At 43.8% G+C, this 20,355-nt stretch carries 13 protein-coding genes and 1 pseudogene; 7 read left to right on the forward strand and 7 right to left on the reverse strand.

From position 1 onward, the window contains the following. Positions 1 to 6 precede the first annotated feature (6 nt). The 3 genes from BACFIN_RS15545 to BACFIN_RS15535 are packed head-to-tail and all read left to right on the forward strand — an operon-like array spanning position 7 to position 5,657. Positions 7 to 2,973, forward strand: coding sequence for a hypothetical protein (locus BACFIN_RS15545; protein WP_007749817.1), 2,967 nt, complete (start codon positions 7 to 9; stop codon positions 2,971 to 2,973). Further along, positions 2,948 to 5,101, forward strand: a complete 2,154-nt coding sequence (locus BACFIN_RS15540; RefSeq protein ID WP_032839306.1) for a DUF4838 domain-containing protein — start codon at positions 2,948 to 2,950, stop codon at positions 5,099 to 5,101. Before BACFIN_RS15545 ends, BACFIN_RS15540 begins: the two co-directional genes overlap by 26 nt. 40 nt (positions 5,102 to 5,141) lie before the next feature. Continuing rightward, positions 5,142 to 5,657, forward strand: a complete 516-nt coding sequence (locus tag BACFIN_RS15535) for a DUF1573 domain-containing protein (RefSeq protein WP_007749824.1) — start codon at positions 5,142 to 5,144, stop codon at positions 5,655 to 5,657. Positions 5,658 to 5,680: 23 nt separating this feature from the next. Here BACFIN_RS15535 and BACFIN_RS15530 read toward each other — a convergent pair whose 3' ends face one another. Both BACFIN_RS15530 and BACFIN_RS15525 read right to left on the reverse strand, forming a co-directional pair. Next, positions 5,681 to 6,205 (reverse strand): hypothetical protein, encoded by a 525-nt coding sequence (locus tag BACFIN_RS15530; RefSeq protein WP_007749826.1) that lies wholly within the window; start codon positions 6,203 to 6,205, stop codon positions 5,681 to 5,683. 63 nt (positions 6,206 to 6,268) lie between these two features. Beyond that, positions 6,269 to 7,552 (reverse strand): DUF2851 family protein, encoded by a 1,284-nt coding sequence (locus BACFIN_RS15525; protein ID WP_007749828.1) that lies wholly within the window; start codon positions 7,550 to 7,552, stop codon positions 6,269 to 6,271. 83 nt (positions 7,553 to 7,635) lie between these two features. Here BACFIN_RS15525 and dapB point away from each other — a divergent pair, with 83 nt between their 5' ends. The 4 genes from dapB to BACFIN_RS15505 all read left to right on the forward strand — a co-directional run bounded on the left by dapB (position 7,636) and on the right by BACFIN_RS15505 (position 11,635). After that, entirely contained in the window at positions 7,636 to 8,400 is a 765-nt protein-coding gene (dapB, locus tag BACFIN_RS15520) for a 4-hydroxy-tetrahydrodipicolinate reductase (RefSeq protein ID WP_007749829.1), read from the forward strand. A 32-nt stretch (positions 8,401 to 8,432) separates the two neighbouring features. Continuing rightward, positions 8,433 to 9,917, forward strand: a complete 1,485-nt coding sequence (locus tag BACFIN_RS15515) for a S26 family signal peptidase (protein ID WP_007749831.1) — start codon at positions 8,433 to 8,435, stop codon at positions 9,915 to 9,917. A gap of 42 nt (positions 9,918 to 9,959) precedes the next feature. Next, positions 9,960 to 10,901, forward strand: a complete 942-nt coding sequence (gene lepB / locus BACFIN_RS15510; protein ID WP_007749836.1) for a signal peptidase I — start codon at positions 9,960 to 9,962, stop codon at positions 10,899 to 10,901. 80 nt (positions 10,902 to 10,981) lie between these two features. Next, the gene (locus BACFIN_RS15505; protein ID WP_007749839.1) at positions 10,982 to 11,635 is read left to right on the forward strand and encodes a WbqC family protein; all 654 of its coding nucleotides are present in this window, start codon (positions 10,982 to 10,984) and stop codon (positions 11,633 to 11,635) included. 28 nt (positions 11,636 to 11,663) lie between these two features. Here the strand turns inward: BACFIN_RS15505 and BACFIN_RS23200 are convergent. From BACFIN_RS23200 to BACFIN_RS15485, 5 genes and pseudogenes are all read right to left on the reverse strand, one after another. Further along, positions 11,664 to 11,849: pseudogene (locus BACFIN_RS23200) on the reverse strand (hypothetical protein); the annotation flags it as partial. Positions 11,850 to 11,953: 104 nt separating this feature from the next. Beyond that, positions 11,954 to 14,206, reverse strand: coding sequence for a glycoside hydrolase family 3 C-terminal domain-containing protein (locus tag BACFIN_RS15500; RefSeq protein WP_007749841.1), 2,253 nt, complete (start codon positions 14,204 to 14,206; stop codon positions 11,954 to 11,956). Between the two features lie 13 nt (positions 14,207 to 14,219). Beyond that, on the reverse strand, positions 14,220 to 16,793 hold the full coding sequence (locus BACFIN_RS15495; RefSeq protein WP_007749843.1) for a GDSL-type esterase/lipase family protein: 2,574 nt from the start codon (positions 16,791 to 16,793) through the stop codon (positions 14,220 to 14,222). 34 nt (positions 16,794 to 16,827) lie between these two features. Beyond that, positions 16,828 to 18,825: a DUF5016 domain-containing protein gene (locus BACFIN_RS15490; RefSeq protein ID WP_007749845.1), complete on the reverse strand. Its 1,998-nt coding sequence runs from the start codon at positions 18,823 to 18,825 to the stop codon at positions 16,828 to 16,830. 21 nt (positions 18,826 to 18,846) lie between these two features. Continuing rightward, positions 18,847 to 20,337, reverse strand: a complete 1,491-nt coding sequence (locus BACFIN_RS15485; protein ID WP_007749847.1) for a glycoside hydrolase family 30 protein — start codon at positions 20,335 to 20,337, stop codon at positions 18,847 to 18,849. Positions 20,338 to 20,355: the final 18 nt, after the last annotated feature.

Genomic DNA, 20,355 nt, shown 5'->3' on the forward strand with positions numbered 1-20,355 from the left:
GATAAGATGAACAGAGTATTTCTCCATAAGATCACCATATTAGCTTGTTTGCTCCTGCTGATAACCTCTTCCATCGGAAGCGACAAAGGTTTCCAGACGCCGGAGCAATATGCCCAGATCATACAAGAGCATTTTGCCAATGAAGAGTGGGAAGCGGGGAAAGCACTGTTGGATGAAGGACTTCAGAAATACCCGAAAGTCTCCGATCTTCAATGGCTCATGGGTAAATACTGGTTCCATGAGAAAGACTACGATCAGTCTCGTTATCATCTTGTCAAAGCGGTGGAGGATAATTATAATAATGTCAATGCCAAACATTTACTGGTGGATGTCGAAGACATCACAGAAAATTACTCCAGTGCGATTTGCTATGTAAATGAGTTGCTGGAAGTAAATCCGTATTGGCGCGGATTGTGGCGCAGAAAGATTGAGTTGTACCGCAAACAGAACAACGATGTGGAAGCCGACCGTTTGCTGAGACGTATCAATCAGATTTATCCGAACGATACCATTTTACGGAAGGATTATGTATATAGTCTGGAAATGGGATATCGCCAGATGAAAAAAGGCGGTAACCGGAAGGAAGCAATCGAAAGACTGACCGAGCTCATCAAGATATCTCCCGATAATGAAGAGTTTTATCTGGACATTATCAACCTGCATTTGCAGAAAGGTAACCGGGAAGCCGCTTTAGGATGGTCATCCAATGGATTGGCGGCTATTCCCGGAAGTTCCGCACTTATCATCAAAAGAGCCGGAATTCTCGGTGAATTGGCACGTTTTCCGGAAGCATTGGTATTTGTACAGGAACAGATGAGAAGAAATAACAGTCCGGCAATACGGCGTATGTATAACAATCTGTTGCTGGAAGCCGCCCGCTCCGAAAAGCAACGGGATCCTTATGTACTCTACGGAATGGCTTATGAAGGCGGAAACAAGGATAAGGAAGCATTGGATTATCTGCTGAATACCTCCGTGACAAGAGGATACACCGATGACGCGCTCTTCTATATCAGAGAGGCGAAGAAACAATACGGTAACACAGACAAGGGAATCTTGTATAAGGAATATATGCTTTATCGTCAAATGAATGAGGACGATCTCGCTTACTCGGCTTTAAAGAAGCTGTATGATATGTATCCCGATGATTACGATATTACTTTGGCCATGTCTTCCCTTCACATGAAAAAAGCCGAAAGACTTATGGAACTCGGCCTGTATTCGGAGGCATTGCCTCATGTATTATTCGTTTCACAAAGGCATATAGACAACGAAGTAAACGGTGCCGCATGGGAAAAAGCACTGAGTTGCTATATCAATATGAAGCGTTACAACGAAGCGCTCGCCACATTGGATACCATCACACTTCATTTCCCCGATTACGAAAACGGCACGTTGAAAAGGGCATTTATCCTCGATAAAATGGATAAAACAGAAGAAGCTCTGCAACTTTATCTGTCTGCCATCGAACAGAGTGATGAGGATATGCGCATTTTCTACGTGATAGGATACGAGGAACTGGCAATTCCTTACATCAAGAAATGTATGGAAGCGGGGGCTACGCAGAAAGCATACGATGAAGCCGTCAAACTCGTCAGCCTGAATCCATCGAGTGATTTAGGACTACGCTATGCCATCAACTCGTCTGGATTATTGGGAAAATACGATGAATTCGAGAAATATACGGCACAAGGTATCAATTTCTATCCGGAAGAGCCATTCTATCAAGCCAAAAGGGCTACCGTATTGGACCGTGACAAAAAATACGAAGCTTCGCTAGAATTCTTGAAGCCGATACTCAATAAATATCCGAGTAATAAGGAGATTATAGGCGCTTTCTCGCAAAGCAGTGAATACCGCGCTTTGCAACTGACAAAAGCGAAAGAACCTGAGCAAGCCCTTGCGGTGCTTGACACAGCGTTACTTTTCGACAGTCAGAACAAATCTTTGAAATACACAAAGGGAGTGGTGTATGAGGCTAACAGACAAGCTGATTCCGCATACTATTATCAGAAGTTCTACGAGCCTTCAATCATGGAATATCGCTCTTTCCAACGGCATTTATCGGGCTTACGAAGCATGACGCTTAAAAATGAGATAGCCCTGACTTATCTGCGTGCCCGCTATGGTGAAGAGGATATTATCACCTCTGTCGCCACAGCCGAATATACCCGTAAAAACCGGGAAAATACTTATACCGGACGTATCAACTATGCTGGAAGAAGCGGATCGGCAAGCGATAATATGGAGGCGGAGGAACAGACACCGGGCGGAGTCGGCATTCAGGTACAAGGCGAATGGACGCATCACTTCTCACCGAAATGGAGCACTACGATCAATGCCGCTTTTGCCACCAAATACTTCCCGGACATTACTGCCGATGTAGCATTGCGCCATTATCTCAAGAATGATTGGGAAATAGCGGGACATGTCGGCTACAGACGGGTAACTGCCTACAACAAGCATTATGAGTGGAATAACGAATTCTTTGCCGGCAGTAACGGAGAAAACGGATACATATTCACCGGATGGGATGAGTCGAAAACAAACCTGCTCACCGTTGGCGGAGAGGTAGCCAAGACCATCGAAGAGGTCCGGCTTAATGCCAAACTCGACCTTCATTTCTTTAACTCCAAATTCTATTACAATGCGCAGGTCGGTGCGAAATATTTCCCTGCCAGCGATGGAAAGACAAATATCAATGCCATGGCAAGTATCGGTTCGGCACCGGAAACGGCCGTATTAGACTATGCGTTGCCCGGTTCCTTCTCACATACCAACACAATGGTAGGTTTGGGAGGCCAATATATGGTCAGTCCCAACATTACCATCGGCCTGATGGGGACTTGGAATACCTATTATAACCAGACGAATACAGTGCGGGGAACGGATCCGATCCATCGAATAGAAACGGTATCGACACGCTATAAAAACCTATATAATATCTATGCACAGATTTATATTTCATTCTGATAAGCTATGCCCCCTACTGGCAGGAATGATATGCGTTTGCTGCCTTTTATCCGGCTGCCATATGCAGGCGCGCACCGAGATATTTGCCTCCAAGGAAGGCTACCTCATCACAATCGGCGAAGACCCGACGGACAAAGATACCCGATGGGCCAAATACCTGTACGAGCACCTCAAAAAGCGTGCAAATGACGATGAAATGGTCGCTTTCGGGGTATCAGAGAAGGAAATGTGGCGTGTTATCATACGCATAGATCCGACCTTGCAGGAAGGGTTCAGGATCGCCATCAAAGGATCGGAAATAGAACTCACAGCAGCCGATGACAGACAAATGTTGTGGCTGCAATACCAATTGATAAAAAAGATAAGCAAGGAAGACCCGCGTATCGACGGTTCCGACCTTCCTCCCGCCATCATCAATCTGACAGATACTTGCGGTACGTTTGCTTTTGATTATCAAAGTATCTATTCCCCTTCCGGTCTGAATCCCGATTATACGGGAGTAATGGGACTCAATAACTTTGACGACAGTTGGGGTATATGGGGACACAACCTGAGAAAAGTATTAGGAGACAATGTAGATAAGGTATATGCTACCATCCACGGTAAGACAGACGACTCACAACTTTGTTTCTCTTCCGAAGAGATGTATCGGCAAATTGAAAGCTATATCGTAGATAATATCGGTGAAAAGGGAAGTTCTCGTTTTGTCATTGCTCCGGATGATACTCCGTACGCCTGTACTTGCGCCAGTTGCACAGCGATGGGAAATACGGAGAAGAACGCAACACCTGCCGTCACAGAACTGTTACTCCGGCTGTCGCAACGCTTTCCTAAACATTCCTTTTTTACCATATCCTATCTGAGCACCAAGCAGGTTACGGACAAACAGTTGCCGTCCAATGCAGGTATCATTGTCAGCGCCATAGACTTTCCACTCCGACGGATAGACGGCAAGAATGCACAGGAAAAAAAGTTTATGCAACAGCTGAATCAATGGAAGAAAGTTACGAAGAACATTTATATATGGGATTACATCAACAACTTCGATGACTATCTGACACCTTTCCCCATATTGAAGATAGCCCAGCAGAGACTCCGGTTCTTCAAGCAGAACGGAGCCAGTGGCATTTTCTTCAACGGAAGCGGATACAGCTATTCTTCTTTCGATGCAATGAGGACTTTTGCACTGTCGGCACTTCTCATCAACCCGGAACTTCCCGTTGAGGAACTGGTCAGAGACTATTTCAATCAAGAGTACCCCCTATCAAAGAAATGGCTGTACGACTATTACATTAACTTGGAAAACAGCGTCCAGTCCGGTAAGAAGTTAGGTATCTATGCCGGTATTGCAGAATTGGAGCAGTCATTCCTCAATCCGGAAAAGTTTATCAAATTCTATGATGAAATGGGCGATTATGTTTCCGATGCGAAAGGGAAAGAGCGTAAAAAGCTCCATGAACTCCAGACAGCCTTGTCTTATACACGTCTGGAGATGGGACGCAACCACAGTTATGATCCTTACGGATATGCCCAACGAAACGGAAAACAAATCCAACCGACTCCGCAAGTGCGGAAATGGCTTACCCAACTCAAAGAACATCATGCTTTCACGGGGATGGAGTACTATAATGAATCGGCCGATGAAATCGACTACTATATAAAAGAATGGGAACAGTATATACTTGCTTCCGACATTAAAAAGAACTTATTTCTCGGAATCATGCCTTCTTCAACTCCCCCAACGGACAAAGATGGGTTGAAGAGACTCACAGACAGCACGCACGGTTTACCCGGCAATTATCATTGCGGCTGGACAACTCTTCCGAAAGAAAAATATGAAATCAGTCTGCCTGTAAAAGGTATCAATAAGACAGGAAACATTTATATCAGTTTCTTGAATCTTCCCAGACATCGTTTCTACCCTCCCCGGCAAATCGAAATATCGAAGGACGGAGCAATCTATAAGACAATCAATCTGGAGACGGATGATTCCGTTGAAAAGGGCGAATTAGTAAAAATAACCACTCCGATAGATTTGAACAGGGCAGAACTGGTAAGTATAAAGGTCATGGGAGCTAAAAAGCCAAGAGCCCAGATCGGTATAGATGAAATCGCATTCGTTCCATAAAAAGTAAAAATAAGGTAACCCCTAACATAAAACATCCACTATGAACAAATCGGTACTTTATATCCTCTTATTAACAGTATTACCCTTCTTCCTCTCAGGGTGTAAGAAGAAAGTACGTCCTACAACTATGGTCATAAAAGACTCGGTAAGGCACTATTATTCTATCAAACAAGGGCAACAACTAGATATCATGTTCACAATCACCAACACCGGTGACGCTCCTCTGGTCATTTCGGATATCCAGCCTTCTTGTGGCTGTATCATTCTGGATAAAAGTTCACATATCATCATTCCGGAAGAGGGTATCAGACAATTCAAGGCAACCTACAACAGTATTAAAAATATAGGCGAGGTTGTTCACCGCATCCGGATTTTCGGGAATATGCTTCCCAACGGGAAAGCGGAATTGACCTTTGATGTCAATGTAGTACCGGACGCCGACTATACACGTGACTATGAGGAACTCTTCCAAGAGTTCAATGCCAAAAACGGTATTGTCAAAGAGATGGTGGACGGAAAAGAGTCCGAACTGGGGTATTATGTAGGGACGCCATAAACAAAGTTCCTACCGGCTATTCGCTAGGGATGTATTTCCTTGAAAGCTGCATTCTCTTCCTTTACTTGTTGTATCGTCTGTTTCAATTCAGCAATAGGCAGGTCGTAGCCGTACCATCCTGTATAACAATCTACTACATACCATTTTCCATCAGACAAGAGCTGGAATTCGACACGCAAGTCGACTTCCGATTCCTCATAACCGGCTTCAAACACTTTGCGATCAGGCTCGTTCAATGTGAATTTGGAAACATAAATTCCCCCCTCTTCTTGCGCGATACGTTCTTCTTTCATTGTCTCGCTATCCAATAAAGGCCATTTTTCCTTAGTAAAAGGGAATGTCTTCTCTGTTTCACCATCATCCGCCAATAAGGTAATCGGAGTTTTCAACGGGAACTTAATGCGAGTGTACTGGAATGCTGCACTGGAAGTAAACTTATCCAAAAACGGTTTGAAGTCCTCACCGGATTGCGCCACCGCCTTACCGGTGGGAATACCAGCAAACAACACTATCATCAGCAAGCAGTATACAAACTTTTCAGCTCTCATAACACGATATAAATTAAGAGTTTGATTGACACTGCAAAGATAATGACTAGTTTGATATCTTGATTATTTGTGCCGCAAATATTCATAACCAAAACGGCAATACAGGCATTTTCTCCGGTCGCAATACTCTTTCTGCAACTGTATCAACGCCTGACTGTCCGCCGCACTGACCACCGGAAGACCTGCCGCACTCCACGAACGGATAATATGATTGTCTTCCGCTTTCAATTCTTCCAGAAAGCGTCCGGCACGTTCGCACATTCCCTCGTCTGCCTTATGCAGTCCGTAGGTATAAAGAAAAGGAACTACAGTATTGATAATAATCAGGTCTTTTGACCGTTCTCCCATCGTTTTCTTCTTTTGCGAGGAAGTCCGGCCGAACAGATAATGACTTTCCCAATAAGAAGAAGTGCCGACCTCAAGAAGTGTCCTCACCTCCGCCAGTGTCCCTGCTTCCAGCAACCGCGAGAACAGCTTACCCCCTCTTTGATAAAGGTAGGCCAACTGAGCCAGACGAACAGTAGGAAAGTTTTCGGGACGAAGTCGGAGAAAACGCCAAAGAGTAGCATTCATCACTTGGGTGAATTCAAACTTCCGCTGCAAGTAACGGAACTCCTTGATAAGACGTAGACTATACTCATCCTCCTGCCCTTTTTTAAGAAACGAATCTTCCAACAATCCTGCCAAGCCGTAAAAGAAAGCCTCTATCTGGAACAAATCATTGCGATGTTTATCTATCGCACGGAAAGGCAACATTCCTGCCCACGTTTCAAAAGCGTCTCCATTCAAGCCGAAACCGAAATTGCGGGCAAGAGTGACGAAGAAGGCATCCTCCCAATTATGATTGCAATGCTTAAGGCGCTCCGTTATCAAGCGGGCTTTTTGTTCCAAACGTTCCGTTTGCAAAGCTGTCAGCCAAGAATGGACGGTAAGTTTGGGAAGAGAGGCGAGGATAGGATAACAAGCCGGATACTGATCGGCTACACAGAGCTCATGATAGTGAGACTGCACATTTTCAGGACAAGTCAATATTAATTGCGGAATTCGCCCGCCGTCCGTGCGGGTTACCTCCATATCCGCCTCACCGACCACATGAAGAATGACCGAATCGTATGCTTTATCCTTATCGTGACCGTGACGGAGCCAATCCGAAGAGTGTATATGTATTTCTATATTTCCCACCCATAGCGTACCGTCAATTTTTAGTTTCGCATTAAAAAAGTCAGGACCGGCATTGGGATTTTGCAGACCGGAATCAATCACTTCTACCGGTAAGCCTTCAGTGGTTTGCAGTACTTTCAGAGGAAATAATTTATGTTTCCACACGTAGTGGAGAAGATGTTCCATGTTAACAAGACGTTAATGTGCACTGCAAATGTAATAAAAATCCTATCTTTGCAACTATTATTTTGAATATAAGTCAGAAAACAATGAAAATAGCATTGATCGGTTACGGAAAGATGGGCAAGGAGATAGAAAAGGTAGCCCGTAGTCGCGGACATGAAATTGTCTGTATCATCGACATCAATAATCAGGAAGACTTCGAATCGGAAGCATTCAAATCGGCTGACGTAGCCATTGAGTTTACCAATCCGATGGTAGCTTACAGTAATTATATGAAAGCCTTCAAAGCCGATGTGAAGCTGGTATCAGGCAGCACCGGATGGATGACCGAACATGGCGAAGAAATCAAAAAGCTTTGTACGGAAGGTGGAAAGACCCTTTTCTGGTCGTCCAACTTCAGTCTGGGAGTTACCATCTTCTCGGCTGTCAATAAGTATCTGGCTAAGATCATGAATCAGTTCCCCAATTATGACGTGACGATGAGCGAGACGCATCATATTCACAAACTGGACGCTCCGAGCGGAACAGCCATCACTCTGGCGGAAGGTATCTTACAGAATATGGACCGCAAGGACAAATGGGTGAAAGGAACATTCGCCGCACCGGACGGGAGCATTAGCGGAACCAACGACTGCGCTCCGAACGAACTTCCCATCGCTTCCATCCGTGAAGGAGAAGTGTTCGGTCTGCACACCATCCGGTACGAATCGGATGTGGACAGCATTACCCTCACACACGATGCAAAAAGCCGTGGAGGTTTTGTACTCGGAGCTGTATTGGCAGCCGAATATACAGCCCAGCACGAAGGATTCTTGGGCATGAGTGATTTATTTCCATTCTTGAACGATTAAGATTTCAGAACCTAGTTCAAATATATACCATTATGAGACAAGCCACACGCGCACAATGGATTAAATGCGCCATTGCTATTCTTCTTTATCTTGCCTTCCTTATCTGGGTACGGAGTTGGTGGGGATTGATTGTTGTTCCTTTCATTTTCGATATTTATATCACAAAGAAAGTACCTTGGTCTTTCTGGAAAAAGTCGAAGAATCCGGTTGTCCGCAGCGTGATGAGCTGGATAGACGCCATTGTTTTCGCACTGGTCGCCGTTTACTTCGTCAATATCTACATCTTCCAGAACTACCAGATTCCCTCCTCCTCGTTGGAGAAATCATTGCTGGTAGGCGATTTTCTGTACGTAAGCAAGATGAGCTACGGTCCTCGTGTGCCGAATACACCGCTTTCTATGCCGTTGGCACAACATACACTGCCCGTCTTCAACTCTAAATCATACATAGAATGGCCACAGTGGAAATATAAACGAGTGCCGGGATTCGGCAAAGTGAAGTTGAACGATATTGTCGTATTCAATTTTCCGGCAGGTGACACGGTAGCGGTCAACTACCAACAGACTACAGATTTTTACACGCTGGCTTACGGTGAAGGACAACGTATCTATTCCAAACGGATCGATATGGACAGCTTAACTCGTGCACAGCAGCGTGCCGTATACGACCTGTACTACGCTGCCGGACGGAAACAGATTTTAAATAATCCACGTACTTACGGGGAAGTCCTCTGGCGTCCTGTAGACCGCAGAGAGAATTACGTTAAACGTTGTGTAGGTCTTCCCGGTGATACGCTCCAGATTGTCAACGGACAAGTGATGATTGACGGTAAAGCGATTGAGAACCCCGAAAACCTGCAATTCAACTATTTCGTACAGACCACCGGTCCGTACATTCCCGAAGATATGCTTCGTGAACTAGGTATCAGCAAGGACGACACCATGCTGATAGAAGACTCCGGCTGGGAAAGCGGATTGCTGGAAATGGGACTGGACAGCCGGAATGCACAGGGCAAACTGAATCCGGTATATCATTTCCCGCTAACCAAGAAGATGTATGAAACGCTTTTGGGCAACAAAAAGCTAATCAGCAAAATAGTAATGGAACCCGAAGATTATGCCGGACAGATGTATCCGCTCAATCTTTATACCAAATGGAACCGCAACAATTACGGTCCGATCTGGATTCCTGCCAAAGGAGCTACCATTACCCTCACAGAAGACAATCTGCCTATCTATGAGCGTTGTATCGTAGCCTACGAAGGCAACAAGCTCGAAGTGAAACCGGACGGTATCTACATCAACGGTGAAAAGACCGATCAATATACCTTCAAGATGGACTATTATTGGATGATGGGTGACAACCGTCATAATTCCGCCGATTCCCGTTATTGGGGATTCGTGCCCGAAGACCACGTAGTAGGCAAACCGATCGTCGTATGGCTGTCGCTCGATAAAGACCGCGGATGGTTTGATGGTAAGATCCGTTGGAACCGACTCTTCAAGTGGGTAGGATGATAAGTGTACGGATAGAATAGCGTGATAAGGTGATAAATATTGATGAACATTCGTAAATTCAAATGGACACTAGCATTTGCCGGAGCAGTAGTCGTAGTGCTTCTGCTCCGGGGATTTGCTTTTACATCCTACCTTATACCTTCCACCGGTATGGAAAACTCCATTTTCCAAGGTGAACGCATCCTAGTCAACAAATGGAGTTACGGGTTACGAGTTCCTTTCATGTCGCTCTTCTCCTATCATCGTTGGTGCGAAAGTCCTGTACAGCGACAAGATATCGTAGTATTCAATAATCCGGCCGGAATCCGGGAACCTATCATCGACCGCCGGGAAATCTATATCAGCCGTTGTCTCGGAGTACCGGGTGACACCTTATTTGTTGATTCCCTTTTCTCAGTTATTTCACCCGAAGCACAGTTCAACCCGGATAAGAAAAGACTTTATTCGTACCCCGCTTCAAAAGAAAATCTGATTACGTCACTCATGCATACCCTTTCCATCACCAACGACGGATTGATGGGAAGTAATGACAGCACCCATGTGCGCAGTTTCAGCCGCTACGAATATTATCTGCTGGAACAGGCCATGAATGGGAAAGAGAGCTTCGTTCAACCTTTGTCAAACAAAGAAGATGCCGAACCAAATCCGCTGATTGTCCCCGGAAAAGGGAAATTTATTCGGGTCTATCCCTGGAACATGACCTTGCTGCGGAATACCCTCGTGATGCACGAAGGCAAACAGGCAGAAATAAAGAACGACACTCTCTACGTGAACGGAAAACCCACACAACACTGTTATTTCACCAAAGATTACTATTGGATGGGGTCTAACAATACCGTCAACTTCTCCGACTCACGGCTCTTCGGATTTGTCCCGCAAGACCATATCATCGGAAAAGCCTCCATCATTTGGTTCTCTAAAGAAAAAGAAACAGGGTTGTTTGACGGATATCGATGGAGGCGTTTCTTCAGAACAGTAAAATAATCTTCCGGATCATAAAAGAAACAACCCCTTCATTATATCTCATAATATCCTTAATAACAGAGCCTCCTAAACGAATTAAAATGAAAGAAATGAACATCGCTTATTTATCTTCAGCCTATCTCGCTCCCGTTGAATATTATACCAAACTACTGGCTTATGACAAGGTATTTGTAGAACAATACGACCACTATATAAAACAAACCTACCGCAACCGGTGCACCATTGCCGGTCCATCGGGTGAGTTAGCTCTTTCCATCCCAACCGTAAAGCCCGATACATTGAAGTGCCCAATGAAGGATATCCGCATCTCCGACCACGGCAACTGGAGACATCTGCACTGGAACGCCATCGAATCGGCCTACAACAATACTCCTTTCTTTGAGTACTACAAGGACGACTTCCGTCCTTTCTACGAAAAGAAATACGAATTTTTAATCGATTTCAACGAAGAACTATGCCGGATGGTCTGTGAATTGATAGATATTCACCCCACCATTGAGCGCACTTCCGAATATAAGATGGAGTTTGCTCCCGGAGAATCCGATTTTCGGGAAGTGATTCATCCGAAAAAGGATTTCAGGGAAGTGGATAAAGAGTTTGTTCCGCAACCCTACTATCAGGTTTTTGAGTCCAAACTGGGTTTTCTACCTAATTTGAGTATCATAGACCTGTTGTTCAATATGGGACCGGAAAGTCTGTTGGTACTAAGCGGTGAAAGATATACAAATGGATGAAAGTCTTATCAAAAGAAGTCCTACAAGATTAAAACATAAAGCTAAATCCTTTATTGTGAGAAGCTTTATATTTTTGAATTTCCAAAGACAGTGATTTTCTCAATTGCACCGCCATGAAATCCCCAAAAGGCCGGTTGGTTTCATCATCTTGCGCCTGTTGTAAAGAAAGGATATAATCTGCCCTATCCTCCTTAAAAATCTTAACGGGGAAAATTAGGCAATAAAAAACGCTAAGTCAATTTGTTGCAATCACTTAGCGTTTTCCGAGTACCCAGACTCTCTGTCATCTCCTTAAAAAATCTCTAACCAAACATCTACCTATTTCAACTCAAATGGTACAATACCTTTAGTATCCCTGGATGAACTACCGATAATTGCTTCAAACTTGCCCGGTTCGGCCACCCATTCGTGTTTGGCATCATCAAAGAAGCTCAATGCTTTCTTATCAATCGTCAGCGTTACCGCTTTCTCTTCTCCCGGAGCCAGTTTCACTTTCTGGAAACCTTTCAACTCTTTGATCGGACGAGGGAGAGAGGATTTCTTATCGCTGATATAAAGCTGAACAACTTCTTGCCCCTCACGAGTTCCTGTATTCTTCACATTGACCGTGAAAGAGATAGTATCATCTGCTGTCATTGTTTTCTTGTCAGCCGAAGGCTTTCCATAGGCGAAAGTAGTGTAGCTCAATCCGTGTCCGAACGGGAACAGCGGTTTGATTTTTTCTTTATCCGCCCAACGGTAACCTACAAAAATATCTTCCCGATAGATTTCATTAATCGTATCTCCTCTATGTTTAGACTGTGCCAGTTCTTCCTTATTGCCCGGATATTCGCCCAATTTATGAGCCCCTACATCTTCCAGTTTTGCCGGGAAGGTGAAAGGAAGTTTTCCCGAAGGATTGGCGTCTCCTACCAATACGGAAGCAAGAGCTGTCCCGGCTTCCGAACCCAAGAACCAACCCTGAACAATAGCAGGCACTTCATTCACCCAAGGCATAGCCACTGCATTGCCGGAGATATTGACAACAATCAGGTTTTTATTCACCTTTGCCAGTTCGCTTATCACTCTATCCTGCGCGTAAGGCAAACCTAAAGAAGCGCGGTCCGAATCTTCACAATCCTGATGATTGCTCTTGTTCAAGCCACCGAAGAAAATAACATAGTCGGCATCTTTAGCCACTTGCAAAGCCTCAGCGAGCAGTTCATCTTCCGAACGGTTGTCTTTCAAGTCCTGACCGGTTTTCACACCGTTATACTCTCCTGTCGGGTCGCCTACATACCCACGGGCATATACCACTTCTGCTTTTGAGCCCACACGACTTTTCAGTCCATCCAACGGAGAAATCTCATATTTCACTTTCAAAGAAGAACTACCACCGCCCACAGTCATCATCTTAATGGCATTTTCACCGATAACGGCTATTTTTTTAGCTTTATTCAAATCGATAGGCAGTACGTTACCGTTGTTCTGCAACAGTACAATCCCTTCTTCTCCAATCTGACGTCCGGCTTGCCCGTGTTCGGGAGAACCTAAAGAGCCAAATGGTTTGTGCGGGTCCATTGAAGTACGGAAAATCAGACGAAGGACATTACTAACCTTTTCATCCAGTTCCTTTGTTCCTACTTTACCCTCTTTTATCAGTTTCAGGTAAGGGAAAGCAAGGTAATAATTATCATACGCATTTCTCGTTCCGGCAGACAGTCCGTTCGTCCATGAACCAAACTCCAAGTCCATGCCGTTATGAATAGCCTGTTCGGTGTTGTGCACACCACCCCAGTCGGACACTACAACGCCATCAAAGCCCCATTCATCGCGAAGAATATCTCGAAGCAGGCGCTTGTTGTGACAGGCGTGCTGTCCCTGATAAAGATTATAAGAGCCCATAATCGACCATGTTCCACCTTCCTGAACAGCTGCTTTAAAAGCAGGCAGGTATATCTCATAAAGAGCACGATCACTTAATTGTACATTGGTGGTATGACGGTTGAACTCCTGATTGTTCAAGGCATAATGCTTCACACAGGCAGCTACCCCGTTCTCTTGTACACCTTTGATGTAAGGAACCACCATAGTGGCGGACAGATACGGGTCTTCTCCCATATACTCGAAGTTACGTCCGTTCAAGGGAGTACGGTAGATATTCACACCGGGACCCAACAAGATGTCTTTCTTGCGGTAACGCGCCTCTTCACCGATACTTTTTCCATAAAGGTAGGACATTTTGGGATTCCATGTCGCGGCAAGGCATGTGAGTGCGGGATAAGCAATACAAGAATCGTTTGTCCATCCTGCCTGATTCCATTCATCCCATAATACTTCCGGACGGATACCGTGAGGCCCATCGGTAGCCCATACTTCCGGAATACCGAGACGGGGTACGCCTGCCGAACTAAATTTAGACTGTGCATGAATCATCCTGACCTTTTCTTCAAGAGTCATCCGGTTCAACGCATCTTTCACTCGCTCTTCGATTGGCTTGTTTGTATCCAAATATACCGGTTTCTGCGCACAGACAGGCAATGCGGTCATTATGGACAGGCCAAGTAACATTGCTTTGAGTTTCATATTCATATAATTTCTATTCTTATTCAGACTTTACTACCACAGTATTCATACTTTGAGCCAGATTCTCAATTGTTGATTTCGAACCATCCAACGGAGCATAGATTTCCAAACTGGACTTCAACATACTTCCATCACAAAGTTTGTTTATTTCTTCCTCATTCATTGCCGAACGGTAGAAGAACAGTTCACTGTACTCTCTGCCCTCTGTAGAACTATTATCACCGATAATAAACTTACCTACAGTCAGTCTCTCGTTCAATTCTCCTGCTAAACTCTTATCGGTGTATAGCAATGTACGTCCTTGTGCATAATAATGTGTCAAAGATACTACATGCCATTGATTATCCGTAACATTTCCACCTACTATTTTACCTTGCGATGGAGAGTTATATACTACCTTTCCCTCCTGAATCTTCAAAGTTCCCATAGTATTGCCACCATTTGTAAAAGTGGCAATCGTTCCATCTGTAGCACCTTTCACCTTAAAAGAGATTGTAAACGGATGTACTGTTTCTTCCGGAGTAAATTCCAAAACCTTTCCCGCCAAAGTATATGAAGTTCCGGAGACACGTGCAGGAAGAGTCTTACCAGCTTCTATTGCATCAAATAACGAAGGAACCATAGCATAAAGGAATTCACGGTGTCCTTCTGTATTCGGATGATAAAGATCCGTACCATTCTGATAACCGTCTGCCCATTTACCACTACCGTTATCTATTGCACCTAACATATTGACAGAAGGAAGATCCCACTCATGAATCAGCAGATTCATCTGTTTTACATATCTATAATCGCTCTCCTCAAAATCTCCACGAGTATAATTATTCATCATCACGGGATATTTACCGTCTTCACGCGCTTTACTAATCAAAGTCTGCATATTGTCTTTGAATTGATTATAGATAGCCTGCTGATCGGCAGCCCCATGTATTCCCTCATTACCCAAAGAAAGTCCGAAGATAACATACTTGCCGCAGTCATACAACAAATCATTGTAACGAGCCAACAAATTCAATGTACTGTTTCCACCAATAGAAATACCAGATGTATACCATGGCAGACGGGTCTCCTGATTCTTGAAACGCTCGTCCTGCAATTCACCGAACATATAGGCATAACCATGATTACTGTCTGCCCCCTGTCCGTTAGCGACAGAAGATCCCATTACAGAAATCTTAAAAGGATCTATACCTTCTTCACCACAATCAATATAGAAAGCGAAACGACGGAGATCTAAAGTGATATTATACGTACCATGATTCAAATTTATATCACTGGTAGAATAGCCAGAATTGGAGAAAGCCACTTCATTAGAAGTATCAGAAATACGTTTCATTGTATAATCCCAACTTTTGTTCATAATAAAGTTGAAGCGGGCACGGTCACTTGCCGTACCAAGTCCGGTCAGTTTTACCCGTCCACCCCATACACCTTTACCTTGATAGGCAAGCGGTACACCAGTTCCGGCATTCCAACCTCCTTCCGTAACACTCCCAACAATACTCCATTCTTCTACCGGAGTAATGGTATAACTCTTCTTTGACATATCCACTACAATATATACCGGACCTGTCACCTCTGCCGAGATACCGTAACTATTCATCGCCACAACACCAGGTTCATGTCCCTTTCCAATATCAGTAGATACACCCTCCGATGTTACCCCCTTGAAAGAAAACTTACCCGATTGAAGTGACAAAAAAGCTTCAAACTTATTACTTACCTTGTCTGTCGGAGAAATCATGTGCATAGGCACTTCTCCTTCTTCTACCGCACTACCGGTTATTGTCAACGAAGTAAATGTTTGGGGACGTTTTACATCGGTATATTCTTCTAGCTTCAAAGCATTTATTGCCATATATGCTCCCGTACTACGAGAAACAGCAAAGGTCAGGGTGCCTTCTTCATCCGGATAGACTAATCCGGACTCGCAGATATTAGCAATATTCTGGTTAACCCCTTCTCCGCCTAAATTTGTTCCGGCAATCTGCAACTCACCTTGATAACTGTTCAACCCGGACATCGTATAATAAGCAACACGTTTCTCTGTGGCACTTCGGCTACCGAACGCATAGAACTTATATGCCTTCTCCTTATCCAAGCCGGAAATGGTAAAGTTATTGCCATTCTCCCCACTCTCTATATAGAAATAATCTTCTGTAGCTGTAGATACGGCAAAATCTTTCAACAACTCTGCGTCAGGAGTTAACAAACCACCTCCGCCAGAACCTCCATTAGTAGAAAAACGGGTATTCAACGTCAGTTTATAGCCTACGGAAGTACCTTCCGAGTTAACAAAGTCTTCAAATACAGAGTTAACAGCAGCATAAATCCCATCATTATTATAAATGTTATTCCAATAGTGTCCGTTCTCATCCGGACTTTCAGTTTGAGACCCTCTCGTTCCCCCTCCTACCGAACCAAAATCAAAATAAAGAGTTTGTACCAATACAGGATTGATAGGCTCCGGCGCAGGTATCACTACCTCTTCGTCTTCCCCCGGTATGGGAGAAACAACAGGCTCATCGTCATTGCAAGACCCAACAGTAAGCACTCCAAAGAGTGCCATAACCAAAAGTATATGTTTTTTCATGTCCCTTCTTTTTATAGATTAATATATGATATAGTTATCGTATGCCGGACCATTCTTCCATTTTCATGATATTCAAAGGGATATAATCACCTGTCGCACGGGAGACTGTAAACAAAATCTTTCCTTCTTCATCCGGATACACCCAATCCGATTCACAGATATTCTCTACATTATGATTCTTCCCAGTACCTCCACAATCGGCGCCGGCCGCCTGTAATTCTCCTGCCCATTCGTTTGTACCAGCTATCGTGTAGCGTGCTGTACGAATCTGAGTTGCGTCTCGACTAGCAAACATATAAAATTTGTACCCTTTATTTTTATCCAAGCCCGAAAGAGTAAAGTTACCATTATCTTCCAACTTTTCTAAGAAGAAATAATCACCGGTGGCTGTAATCACTGCTAAATCACCTAATTTGTCTTTATCCGGATTCGTCAAACCACCTGCTTTATTAGCCGTAAAACGTGAATTCAACGTCAATGAAAAGCCTGTCTGATCATTCCTTGAATTTACAAAATTGGTATAAACAGAGCCCTTCTTTGCATAAAATCCATCATTATTAATAATATTATTCCAGTAATTTCCATTATTATCCGGGGAGACTGTCGGTTCCCCGCGAGTTCCACTTTCATTACCACCGAAATCAAAATACAATGTCTGTACTAGTGTCGGTTGCGGTTTCACCTCTCCATCTGAAATCTTCTTGAAAGAAATTACTGCCTTATCATTTCCGGCTGTCAAATCAACAGTAAGTACATAGGTCGCTCCCTCTTCCAGCTTTACATCATTAGCAAGTTCAAAATTTTTGCTATCTGTCAACTTCAACAATGCTTCTGTACCGGAAGCCAATGTTATCTGAGAAAATTCTCCTCCATAACCATTCTGGAAGAAGAACTTAGCACTTATATAATCAAAACGGAAACGCTGTCCTATTGATGAACCATGTTCAGGGCCTGCCACTCCGGTAAACTGATATTTCTTTGATGAAATTTCCGGCATACAATAGTTGCTTCCGATATTCCACCCAAACTGGCTATCCAATGAAGGAGAGCCGACTCCCCAACCCATTAACCAAATAGCACCATGTCCGTCATCAGAAAGAGTAGCCTCCTCATCACCGTTCATGCGGGTCACACTAAAATATTTCTGCTTCATATTAGCTACTACACGATACTTGCCATTCACCGGTAAGAAAGTCAATGTACCATTGGATTCTTTCCTAAAATAATCCGGATTAATCCACCAGCCATCCAGATCTATACCCACAACTACTATGGACTGTCCCTGAGTAAATGATTTCTGTATCAGATAAGTATTCGCATCCTGTGCTATCATCTTCTCTCCGTCAAACAATACATTGACCAATGGAGAAACTGCGTATGTAAGAACATTGAAAGTTACCTCATAAGGTTCTGCCTCCGTACCGGAGAAAGTGATGGGATCCACATTCTTCCCTTCCGAAAGCTGATTCTCATTATCCCATCCGAAAGTCAGTTCGTTACCGTTTTCACCGACTTTCGGGGTTTTAAAATAAGCCTTCATATCCTGAGGAAATCTACCGGTCACACTATAATTATACAGAGACTGCCTCTTCATCAGATATTCTTCACCCATTTCGTCAACCAAAGTGACATAAGGGAAGTCCGGTCGGGACAAAACAACCTCCCGCTCCATTTCCGTAGTAGTGAAATGGATATTCTGAAGGACAAACTTCAAAGTAGCCCTACCATCAATCACGTTGGGATAATAAGGCACAAAGACTTTGCCCGTATAATCGCTACCACTTGTCTTGGTGCGAATCACAGTTTCCGACACCAATTCCTCTCCATAAAAAAGTTTCGCTTTCAAAGTAGAAAGAGGTACATCCACATCCGAAGCCTTAATGGTGAACGGGAGACTATCGCCATAAAGCGCACTTACTTTCCCAGTTCCGAGTTCCATATCCGGATTACCCGAAAGGAATTCATCGTCACTACAGGAATTCATGACCAGTATTCCTATCAATGCCAATATTATATAGATACTTTTATTCATGTCTTTATACTTTTAAGGTTCTTATTTCAACTTCGCCCAACGGTAAGAGGTCACAGACTTGCCAGGAACATCATAAGCAAAATGACGTTTACCATCACTGATAGTTATCCTCTTTGTCTTCTCATTGTTATTCATCAAAACAAAGGCGTATGTACCATCCGTATTCTCGAAAGCAGAATACATAATATTGCTGTCGGAATAGCCGGATGCACCGATACGTACTGCGCCCGGTTTCACTACACTTGAAAGATGGGCAATAATATAATAATGTGAGTTACGAATGATTGTCTTATAGTCACTATTGCTGATATCCACCGCTCCATAGCAAGTCTGGCAACCACCTTCACGATTGGGAGCACGGTCATTATCAAGCATCAGATTCCATACAATCACCCCTTTACACCAATTGTTCACTGTTCCCAATGCAACTTCTTTCATATCTTCCAGCAATCGCTTTGACAAGTCACGTCCGCTATTCCATGTACCGATAGAAGTTTCCGTAAACAGTAGTTCTTTCTCGGGATAAGCTTTATGGATTTCCAGCAGTTCCTCACGATCGCCGCCATAATTGTGATATGCTGCACCGGCTATATACTGGGATGCATCGCTATCACCGTAAATCTTGACCGGATACTGTTTCTCTGCCTCAAGATTGCTGTAATCATAATTATGATCATAGGCATAAATCTTTGTATCCAATCCCGCAGCCTTGAACTGAGGTCCGAGTGCAGTTTTCACAAAGTCTCTCTGTTCTTCCCAACTCATGTACATCGAAGCCGAATTGCCATGATTCAATGGCTCATTTTGAGGAGTCACAGCATAAATATCAATACCTTCGGCCTTAAATGCCTGTACCCATTTTACGAAATAGGTAGCATAGTCTTGATAATAAGCAGGATTCAGCTGTCCGCTTGTCCACGTCGTCAGCGGGGTAAGATCTTCCAAACTCTTTACCTTCATCCACAAAGGGCAAGTCCAGGGGGCTGCAATAATCTTAATAGAAGGATTAATAGACAGAATCTCTTTCAGAATCGGCAAGATATAGTTTTTCTCTTCACTCTGCAAAGCAAAGTTCTCTATTCCTTTCGTATCGCAACAAGTATATTCGCTCAACGAAAAGTCCGAACAACCAATCGAAATACGAATATAACTAAACCCGAAACCACTATTATCAGAGAATGTTTCGGTCAGGAAATCATGGCGGTCCGTCGGCTGCATCTGTAAAAGATTAAAGCAGGTAGCTCCCGTTATGGCTGCCCCGAAACCATCCATTGTTTGGTATTGTTCTGTAGGATCCAGCGTGATAGAAGTAGGTGCTAGGTTATCCTTCGAGCTGAAATTAACCGCATCACGGGTTAAATCACGTGTCAGGCTGTTGGTCGTTGCATAAATCGTTACATCTCCGGTTGGAACAGGTACTACCGGTTTTTCTGCGTCGTCACTGTTGCTGCATGCAGCTAATATGGTGAAGCATCCTAAAAAAGTCAATGCTATATTTCTCATGTTTATCATAATCTTAAGTTTCTAATA

Origin of the sequence: Bacteroides finegoldii DSM 17565, from assembly GCF_000156195.1 — a bacterium.
GTDB classification, from domain to species: Bacteria; Bacteroidota; Bacteroidia; order Bacteroidales; family Bacteroidaceae; genus Bacteroides; species Bacteroides finegoldii.